Source organism: Candidatus Frankia alpina (genome assembly GCF_902806485.1).
In the GTDB taxonomy this organism is placed as follows: domain Bacteria; phylum Actinomycetota; class Actinomycetes; order Frankiales; family Frankiaceae; genus Frankia; species Frankia alpina.
Genome location: NZ_CADCWT010000233.1, coordinates 1 through 7,100, shown reverse-complemented (window position 1 = coordinate 7,100; position 7,100 = coordinate 1). Strand labels below are relative to the sequence as shown.

The 7,100-nt window shown below is 68.5% G+C and carries 7 protein-coding genes and 1 pseudogene; 6 read left to right on the top strand and 2 right to left on the bottom strand.

Annotated elements, in window-relative coordinates:
- The first annotated feature begins 269 nt into the window (after window positions 1-269).
- Window positions 270-1,112 (top strand): metal-dependent hydrolase, encoded by an 843-nt coding sequence (locus G6R25_RS19400; RefSeq protein WP_136449409.1) that lies wholly within the window; start codon window positions 270-272, stop codon window positions 1,110-1,112.
- Window positions 1,113-1,156: 44 nt separating this feature from the next.
- Here G6R25_RS19400 and G6R25_RS19395 read toward each other — a convergent pair whose 3' ends face one another.
- On the bottom strand, window positions 1,157-1,783 hold the full coding sequence (locus G6R25_RS19395; RefSeq protein ID WP_136449408.1) for a malonic semialdehyde reductase: 627 nt from the start codon (window positions 1,781-1,783) through the stop codon (window positions 1,157-1,159).
- A 441-nt stretch (window positions 1,784-2,224) separates the two neighbouring features.
- Between G6R25_RS19395 and G6R25_RS30855 the strand changes: the two genes are divergently transcribed.
- Both G6R25_RS30855 and G6R25_RS27920 read left to right on the top strand, forming a co-directional pair.
- A complete protein-coding gene (locus G6R25_RS30855) occupies window positions 2,225-2,350 on the top strand; it encodes a putative leader peptide (protein ID WP_419469386.1) in 126 nt (41 codons plus the stop codon).
- A gap of 488 nt (window positions 2,351-2,838) precedes the next feature.
- A pseudogene (locus G6R25_RS27920) lies at window positions 2,839-3,303 on the top strand (ATP-binding cassette domain-containing protein); the annotation flags it as partial.
- Here G6R25_RS27920 and G6R25_RS27915 read toward each other — a convergent pair.
- Window positions 3,184-3,882, bottom strand: a complete 699-nt coding sequence (locus G6R25_RS27915; RefSeq protein ID WP_235949127.1) for a hypothetical protein — start codon at window positions 3,880-3,882, stop codon at window positions 3,184-3,186. The pseudogene G6R25_RS27920 and the gene G6R25_RS27915 sit on opposite strands and share 120 nt — an antisense overlap.
- A 1-nt stretch (window position 3,883) precedes the next feature.
- Between G6R25_RS27915 and G6R25_RS27910 the strand changes: the two genes are divergently transcribed.
- From G6R25_RS27910 to G6R25_RS19385, 3 genes are all read left to right on the top strand, one after another.
- Window positions 3,884-4,393: an ATP-binding cassette domain-containing protein gene (locus G6R25_RS27910; protein WP_235949125.1), complete on the top strand. Its 510-nt coding sequence runs from the start codon at window positions 3,884-3,886 to the stop codon at window positions 4,391-4,393.
- Window positions 4,390-5,451: an ABC transporter permease gene (locus G6R25_RS27905; RefSeq protein ID WP_235949123.1), complete on the top strand. Its 1,062-nt coding sequence runs from the start codon at window positions 4,390-4,392 to the stop codon at window positions 5,449-5,451. Before G6R25_RS27910 ends, G6R25_RS27905 begins: the two co-directional genes overlap by 4 nt.
- A gap of 90 nt (window positions 5,452-5,541) precedes the next feature.
- Window positions 5,542-6,267, top strand: coding sequence for a class II aldolase/adducin family protein (locus tag G6R25_RS19385; RefSeq protein WP_163554099.1), 726 nt, complete (start codon window positions 5,542-5,544; stop codon window positions 6,265-6,267).
- The last annotated feature ends 833 nt before the right edge of the window (window positions 6,268-7,100 follow it).

Genomic DNA, 7,100 nt, shown 5'->3' with positions numbered 1-7,100 from the left:
ACCGGGACCGGGCAGAATCCACTCCAGTCCGACCCGGTGAATTAAAGATCAGTAGCGGGACCGTCGGAGTAGGGACCGCTGGCACGATCTCGCCCGCCCACGTGGCGGGGGCGAGGTCCGTCGGCGTGCCGTCCTGGACCGGGAAAGTAGCGATCCGTGCGTCGAGTTCCGCCCCGTGGCCTTCCGTGTCGGATCATTGTCGACAGAGCGGCCGTCGAGAGCTGGGTCGCTCGTCGTACCATCCGCGCTCGGAAGGGTCTGGTGCAGGTATGCGTGTCCGTTCGCCGGAATTCGACTTCACCGATGTCTCGCCTCGCTGGGGTTCGAACCTGGAGGCCGTCCATCTCGTCAACGCTCAGGGCATCATCCCCGCCTACATCGAACCGTTCCTCATCAAGGTGATGCGCCGCGCGGCCGAGGAGCTGGATCCGCTGATCGACGCCGAACTGCTGCACGACATCGACCTGTTCAACCGGCAGGAAGGCCAGTACTACCGGCTGCACCGGGCGTTCAACGCGATGGTCCGCGACGGCGGCTACCCGGACATGGTCGACTACGAGGTCGTCTTCGAACGGGACTACCAGCACTTCCTGCGGACCAGGTCGCTGCGCTGGCTGCTCGCCTACTGCGAGGGCTTCGAGACCATCGGTTCGACCGGCGAGGAGCTGTGGGTCGACGGCCTGATGGAGACCGAACTCGGCGCCGCGCCGTCCCCGGCGGTCGAGCTGTGGAAATGGCATCTGGCCGAGGAGTACGAACACCGGACGGTCGTGAACCGCGTCTACCACCGCCTGTACGGCCGGCCCCGGCTGATCGCGTGGTTATACCGGATTGGGGGCATCGTCACCGTCTCCCGGCACCTGAACCGGCGGACCTCACCGTTGCGGAGCTATCTGCTGGACATGGACCGGCGCGGGATGACGGACGAGCAGTGCCGACAGTCCAGGGAGCGGGAGGCCGCCACGGCGAGGAAACTCGGTAGGGCGAACCTCCGCCGGCTCGTCCGCGCGTTCTCGCCGTTCTATGATCCGGCGACGACACCCCCGCCGGCGGGCCAGCAGGCTGCCCTGGCCCGCTACCCCGCGGCCGCCGGACAGGCGAAAAATACGTGATCCCGGAGCTGCCGGGTCGGCCGGATCCGGGACGGGCCAGGCGCTCAGGCCCAGCGGATGACGTCGGCGGGGTCGAGGCGGGGTAGCCGCTCGAACCAGGGGTTCTCCCCGGGATGGCCGATGTTGACGACGAGCACGGACTTCCAGCGGCCATCCGGGTAGAACTCGGCGTCGATCCCTGCGGCGTCGAAGCCGGCCATCGGCCCGGCGACGAGTCCCTGGGCGCGGATGGCGAGGATGAAGTAGCCCGCCTGCAGTGGCCCGTTGAAACTGGTCATGGTGGCCCGCAGGGATTCGTCCGCATCGAGCGCGTCCTTCAGCTGTGGCCGGATCGGCAGCAGCGTCGGGGCGTACTGGTGGAAGCGCGAGTCGACCGCGAGGATGGCGGTGGCGGGCGCCGAGGCGGTCTTGGCCCGGTTGCCCTCGTTCATCAGCGGCAGCAGCCGCTCCCGACCCTGCGCAGTGCGGACGAAGGTCACCCGTAGCGGCTGGAGATTGGCGCTGGTCGGCGCCCACCGGGTGAGCTCCCAGATCGCGGCGAGCTGCTCGTCGCCGACCGGGGTGTCGGCGAAGGCGTTGGCCGTCCGCGCCTGCGTGAACAGCAGGGCACGTCCCGCCTCGTCGAGGCCGGGAACCCCCGGCGCAGCGATGCTCTCCACCGTAGAGGTCATGCGTGAGCTCCTGAGTATGTGTGGCCGCCGTACTACGCCCGCAACTCTAGTCAGCCGATCCCGCACGTCCCGCTGACTGTCAGCGGCGCCACACGCAGTCGCGGACGCCCGCTGAACCCCGTTGACCTGCACTGGCCTTCGGCTGCCGACCGCGGGGTGCCGGGTGATGCCATCATGCTCCGTAGTCGATTGCTTGGGGGTCAGGCCAACTGCGGCTCGTCGCCCGACGCCCCCCCGACCTGCTCATCGCTAAGCCACAACCGCTCGCGCCGAAGGCTGGGTGCGAATGCGCAGTCCGAATGGTTGGTGACGTTAAGTAGTCGATCCTGCTGTTGTCGAAACAATGTTGCGATCTTGCCGCAAAGTCGCCGGTCACCAGCTGTCTGGTAGCCACCTGGCTATTCACTTGGGCGTGAGGTTGACCGAAGCCTATTCTGTGCTATGCGCGGAGATGCTTGCCTGACCAGCGATGCGACCCTACACTTGCGTATCGTGTCTGGAAACAAGTTTCTCGTCGCGCGCCGTCATGTCGACCTCCGTCGGTCGGCCAGCGCCCTGTGTCGGTAGGTATTCCGGCAGCGTAGTGGTATCGGTAGGCGCCGGTGCGGAGTTCCGCCCGCCGCCAAGTTCCCGAAAAAAGGGTTTGCTAGATTACCAAAGGTAAGGGGCGAGGTGGGTTTGCCGCTCTGTGGACCGCCCGTCGCGGCGCCGACGGCGGCACCTCGGCCAATGTTCCGAGGCGGCCACGATCCGCAGAAATTCCGGCCGGCTGGCAGCCGGCAAATCCCCCGCCCGCCTCGGTGCCGCAAATATCGAAGAGGATTTTCGTATGCCCGCATGCGGAAAGGAACAACACGGCCCTCGCCGAGATGGTCCGGCGGGCCCTGGCCGTGCGCGCCCATCGGGGGCTCGGTGACCACTCCGTCGACCCCACGCAGGACTCCACCACCGCTGAGAGGTGATCTCAGCATGACAAGGCCAACGTCGACGCGTGGACGCATGTCGTGGACATCGACCACTTGCTGCAGGGCAAGGTGACCGCGGCGGCCGGAATCATGCTGTCGATCAGCGGGGTCTCCAGGAGCTTCGGCGCGACCCGGGCACTCGACGACGTCTCGCTCACGTTCCCCGGCGGTTCCGTGACGGCGCTGCTGGGGGAGAACGGATCGGGCAAGTCGACGCTGATCAAGATCCTCGCCGGCGTGCTCGCACCCGACCCCGGCCGGGCCGAGTTGCGGGTCCGCGAGGCGGAGGTGGCGCTGCCCCTGTCTCCGGCCCGGGCCCACGCGCTCGGCCTGCGCTTCCTGCACCAGGACCTCGGGCTGATGGGGGAGGCGACCGTCGCGGACAACATCGGCCTGTACTCCGGGTACCTGTCGAGGGCCCTCACACCGTTGCGCTCAGGTCAGGAGCGTCGCCGTGCGGCGCTGCTGCTGGAGTGCTTCGAGGTCCGCGTCTCCCCGGACGACTACGTCTCCGACCTGTCGCTGTCGGACCAGACCATGGTCGCGATCGCTCGGGCCTTCGAGGACGTGGACGGTGACGCCTCGCGCATCCTCGTGCTGGACGAGCCGACCGCCGCGCTGCCCGACGACGAGGTCGACCGCCTCTTCGGCGCCATCCGTCGCGCCCGGGACGCGGGCGCGGCGGTGATCCTCGTCTCCCACCGCCTCGAGGAGGTCCTGCAGATCGCCGACCGAGTCGCCGTCCTGCGTGACGGGCGCCTCGTCCGGCAGCGGCCCGTCGCCGGTCTCGCCGCCGGGGATCTGGTCGAGATGATGATCGGCAAGGATCTGACCGAGTACGAGAGCACGCCGAAGGCCGTGGACGAGTTGCACCAGCCCATCGTCGTCGGGCGCGGCCTGCATGGGCGGCGGCTGGCGGGGGTCGACATCGAGATCTACCCCGGCGAGGTGCTGGGCGTCGGCGGTCTCGTGGGCTCGGGGCGCAGCGAGCTGACCCGGATACTGGGCGGCGCCCAGCGGCTGCGCCGCGGGACGCTCGAGGTCGGCGGTCGCCCCCGGTCGTACGCGGCGCCGCATGCCGCCGTCGCCGACGGCATCGTGACCGTGCCGCAGAACCGCCGTCGCCGACGGCATCGTGACCGTGCCGCAGAACCGCCGTCGCGACGGCGTCCTGGGCGACCTGACCGTGCGGGAGAACCTGACGCTCGGCGACCTGCGCTCGCTCACGCGCTGGACGATGATCGACCGCGCTCGAGAGAAGGCCGAGGCGCGGACGCTCATCGAACAGTTCGACATCCGTCCGCGCGAACTGGAGTTTCCCGTGCGTCTGCTCAGCGGAGGCAACCAGCAGAAGGTGGCGATCGCGCGGGCGGTGCGGCTGCGCCCCCGCGTCCTCGTCCTCGACGAACCCACCCAGGGCGTCGACGTCGGCGCGCGCCGAGAGGTGGCGGGCATCATCCGGCGGCTGAAGGCGGACGGGATGGCGATCGTGCTCGGCACGTCGGACGGCGACGAACTGCTCGATCTCGCCGATCGCGCCCTGATCCTCGACCGTGGCCGAAGACGGCGGGTGTTCGGGCCCGGGGAACTGACGCGCAGCCGGCTCGCGCACGCGACCGCCGGCGTCGAGGGACACTCGGCATGAGCGACGTGGCCGAAGTCGACGCGGCCGACGTCGACGCGGCGAGCGCGGTGCACGTGGCCCGCAGGGAGGAACGCAGGTCACCGGTGCCGTTCGCCGCGAGCGCGTTCGACCTGCTCACCCGGCTGTCGCCGTTGGTTCTGCTGGTCTCCTTCCTGATCGTCTTCTCGATCCTCAAGCCGGCACAGTTCGCGACCTGGGACAACTTCAGCGCGATCCTGTACGCGTCGTCGGTCTCGGCGATCATCGGGCTTGCCATGACCGTGTCCTTCACCGCGGGCGAGGTCGACATCTCGGTGGGAGCCGTGATGGGCGTCGCCGCCATGTTCACGGCGTGGGCCTTCGGCCACGGCTGGCCCACGGTCGCCGCCGTCGCCGGAGCGCTCGCCGTCGGCGCCGCCATCGGTCTGGTCAACGCCGTCCTGATCGTGGTGGCGCGCCTGAACTCATTCATCACCACGCTCGGTATGATCACCGCTCTCGGGGGCCTGGCCTACCTCATCGGCGACGGCAAGACCCTCTACGAGGGGATACCGGTGAGCTTCAACCACCTGGTGGGCAAACGGGTCCTCAACCTCCTACTCGTGATCTTCTACACGCTCATCCTGGCGGTCGTGCTCGGTTACCTCATCTCGCGAACACCGTTCGGCCGGCGCCTGCGAGCCACCGGCACGGGGCGTGAGGCGGCGGCGTTGATCGGCGTGCGCACGTCGCGGTACATCACGATCTCGCCGGTCCTCGGGGCGACCCTGGCCGCGCTGGCCGGCGTGGCCAGGGTCGCCGAGCTCCAGTCGGCCAACCCGTCGATCGGCACGGACTTCCTGCTCAACGGGGTCGCGGCGGTATTCCTGGGCGCCCTGGTCTCGCGACGGGGCCAGCTGAACGTGTGGGGGACCCTGCTGGCCGTCGTGATGCTCCGCGTCGGCCTCACGGGACTGACGATGGTGGGCGCGCCGGCCTGGGTGCCGAACGTGTTCAACGGCAGCGCGCTGCTCGCTGCGCTGCTCATCTCGCGGGCGGGTAGCGGCGGCGGTCCCGCCGGCCTCGGGAACCTCAAGTAGCCGGGAGGAGCTCCACGCCCGCGGAGCGGGTGGTTCATCGCCCATGTCACCCGCATTTCCCGACAGGATCAACCAGACGAAAGGTCACCGATGGCGACCAGCACAGAGTCCAAGCCCACCGAGTTGAACGAGCCCACCGAGTTGAACAGGTCCGCCGAACCGCTCGGGCCGCTTGACCTCGCCGCGGCCGATGAGGCGATCCGAGCCGATTTCATCCTGGCCGTGCAGAAGCTGCACCGGGCGCAGGTGCTGCCCTTCAGCGTGAATTCGAACGGCAGCGTCCGGCTGCCCAGTGGCGACGGAATTCTGGTGTCGTCCTACGGGCTCAAGGCCGACATCGGCGTCGACGGGTTCGGAGTCGTCGATTTCGAGGGGCGGATCATCCGGGGAGCCCTCGGCCCGGACGTGGTCCATGCTCTGGGGTTCCACCTCGAGGTCTACCGCGCCCGTCCCGAGGTCGACACGGTGCTGCACGCGCACTCGCCGGCGGCCGCGAGCTTCGCGGTGGCGAACAGGCCGCTGCCGCTGCATTACGAGTCGTTGGTGTTCCTGGGGCAGCGCGGGGACATCCCGGTCACCAAGTACGGGGACCGGAGCAAGGGCAGCAAGGTCTCCGACGAGGTCGCCGCGAAGCTCGCCGAGCATCCGGACACGAAGGCGATCCTGCTCGCCAATCACGGCGTGCTGGTGTGGGGCGCGGGCCCGATTCCGACCGCCGAGTTCCTGATCACCGTCGAGGAGGCCGCCACCATCATCATCGGCGCGTCCGCCCTCGGCGGCTCGAGGCCGTTCCCGATCTCGGCTGGCACCGTGTGAGGAAAGCTGCGATCTCCAGGCGCGTCGGCCGTCGGAGTGCTCGTACGAGCTCCTCGCAGCACGCTCGCCGTCGAGGCTGATGCCACCGGCCCGGCCGAACCCGACGTCCGGACGCGCCGCCCGGCGCGCCCGACGAACCGGGCATCGGCCGGGCCCGCCGGGGTTGGCGACCGGCGACCCCCGCCTCGCCGTGAGGCCTCGGACCGCGTGCGCGAGGCGCGCCGGGTCGGCCGAACCACCAGACCGGGATGCGGTTTCAGTGTCCGGAAATGCTCGACCGTAGAACCGGTCGAGGGCGATGTCGGAAGGTCTCGTCGGAGGCCACGGCTCGCAGTGTCCTCATTTGTTTCTCGACTATGTCGCTTCTCGCACCGCGGCAGACCCTATAGAAGCTGATGGGCTTTTTCTAGCCCACCCACCCGCTCTCGCCACGGCGGTTGTGACCTCCATGCAGTATACGACGGGCCTCGGTCAGCAGGGTGCGAGTGCTTCACTGGTTCTTGCGGCGAGGTGATCTGTCTCACAGGTATGGAATGGGTCTACCCAGTAGCCTGCGGTAATGCTTCGCTTCATATTGAGCGGAATCTGCGAATGACAGTTCACGGTACAAACCATGTGCCGGTTGACGGCTGATCGTGGTGCGGATGCCACCAGATCCTCGACGGAGCCGGCATGGCCGTGCAGGTTCCGGTTCGGAAGTCGACTCTGTCCGACGATGTAGGCCAGAATGGTGACGGTCGACGCCGAGATCGACCTGTAGTGATCGACACCGGGTCCGGCCAGCGGCCGCCCGACAGACTGACAGCTCGAAGCCGATAACGATTAGTGAAATC